The sequence below is a fragment of the Wohlfahrtiimonas populi genome, assembly GCF_002006795.1.
GTDB classification, from domain to species: Bacteria; Pseudomonadota; Gammaproteobacteria; order Cardiobacteriales; family Wohlfahrtiimonadaceae; genus Wohlfahrtiimonas; species Wohlfahrtiimonas populi.
The window spans coordinates 1-1,350 of record NZ_MVDN01000041.1 but is presented as its reverse complement, the minus strand read 5'-3'; the positions used below and the strand labels follow the sequence as shown (position 1 = coordinate 1,350).

General features: G+C 31.6%; 4 protein-coding genes. All 4 read right to left on the bottom strand.

The window, feature by feature from the left end:
* Nucleotides 1–296: hypothetical protein (locus BZK16_RS13855; protein WP_143691206.1), on the bottom strand; the 296-nt coding region annotated here is incomplete at its 3' end.
* A gap of 45 nt (nt 297–341) precedes the next feature.
* Nucleotides 342–665, bottom strand: a complete 324-nt coding sequence (locus BZK16_RS13850; protein WP_233145318.1) for a GTP pyrophosphokinase — start codon at nt 663–665, stop codon at nt 342–344.
* A gap of 103 nt (nt 666–768) precedes the next feature.
* Nucleotides 769–1,011 carry a hypothetical protein gene (locus tag BZK16_RS13845; protein ID WP_077929465.1) on the bottom strand — a complete coding sequence of 81 codons (243 nt, stop codon included), beginning with the start codon at nt 1,009–1,011 and terminating at the stop codon, nt 769–771.
* A gap of 124 nt (nt 1,012–1,135) precedes the next feature.
* A partial coding sequence (locus tag BZK16_RS14365; protein WP_158076873.1) for a hypothetical protein occupies nt 1,136–1,350 on the bottom strand: 215 nt, incomplete at its 5' end.

The window sequence follows — 1,350 nt, the reverse complement described above, 5'->3', positions numbered from 1 at the left end:
AATACTTTTTGCAACGGGCTTTCAACTGTCAATGTTGGCACTGCTTCACGGACTAATTTAAGTTGTGAAATTTGCTGTTGTGTTAACGATTCGGTTGGGGTGTTTTTCAGGGTAATAAATTCTTCTTTAGTTAACATCAAGCGTTCTAATGCTCTATCAATGTAGTAATTAGAAGGTAATTCCACTTTTAACGCAGGATTTTCTAAAGTTAGCTTGATGGATGCTGGATTAACATCAAACATATTGCTAATTTGTCGATATTCACTCAACTTAGAAAGTTGGCTAGCACCTTCCACATAATCAGCTTTAGTTAATAATAGTGCTAGAACAACAAGGAAATTTTATATTTTTTCTAAAAATACTAAAGCGCTATGGTATTTTTTGATGCGCTCAATATTTTTGTCATTGAGTGTTGATAAACGAGTGATATCAAGATTATCTTTAATGTCTGCAATTTTAACTAATCGTGCAAGATCATTGACTGCTATTCGCTCAATAAATTCTTGATAGCTTTCCTCGTTTTTACGTGTTAATGCAATCAGTGCATTAATAATCTCTTTACTAAAGCCAGCATTATTTAAATCATTTTCAGTAAAACTACTATCTTCTAGCACATCATGTAATAAGGCGATGATTTTTAAGTTTTTTTCACTAAACTGAAACATTAATCGCATGGGATGAAGGATATATGGCATTCCGCCTTTGTCCATTTGATTTTTATGTGCTTCAAAAGCAATATGTAAGGCTACTTGTAATAAGTCTTTTTAATCACTCACTTTTAAGTTTTCCTTGCTCATATTCTTCTTTAGTAATTTCTTCGCCATACATTATTGCATCTGTAAATAATCTTTGATTATAAGGAACTTCTTGCTCTTGGTTATTAGGTCCATTATAAAATTTTTGGTACTGTTTTCTATCAATATAACTCCAACGATACATTACTTCCTCAAAATCATAACAAATATATAAATCTTCAGTACCCCATCTTGGATCATCTTTCAAAATCCCCATTATTTAGCTTCCTTTCAACCATATTAGATCGTAGGGTAATCCTCAAAACAGCAGAAAAAACTAAAAATATTATGTTTTCTATGTTTAGCTATTCATTGTTTGCACACTTTAATTAATTTTCAAATCATTCCACTTCATATTTTTGTTTTAATTGTTCACATAAAGTGGGGATCTCTGGATTCGTTGCATTTTCAGCACACCAATCCGTGATAATTTTTATCCCCAATTTTTCTGGCATAACTATATATTCATCGTCATACCGTAAGGCTATGATGTTATTAGTTCCCATTGTGTTAATAAATTGTTCGTCTATGCCATCTATTTCTCTTCCAACATAAA

Excerpts from the sequence above, each read along its gene's own strand:
- BZK16_RS13850 (WP_233145318.1), bottom strand. The coding sequence starts at position 665 with ATGTTTCAGTTTAGTGAAAAAAACTTAAAAATCATCGCCTTATTACAT.
- BZK16_RS13845 (WP_077929465.1), bottom strand. The coding sequence starts at position 1,011 with ATGGGGATTTTGAAAGATGATCCAAGATGGGGTACTGAAGATTTATAT.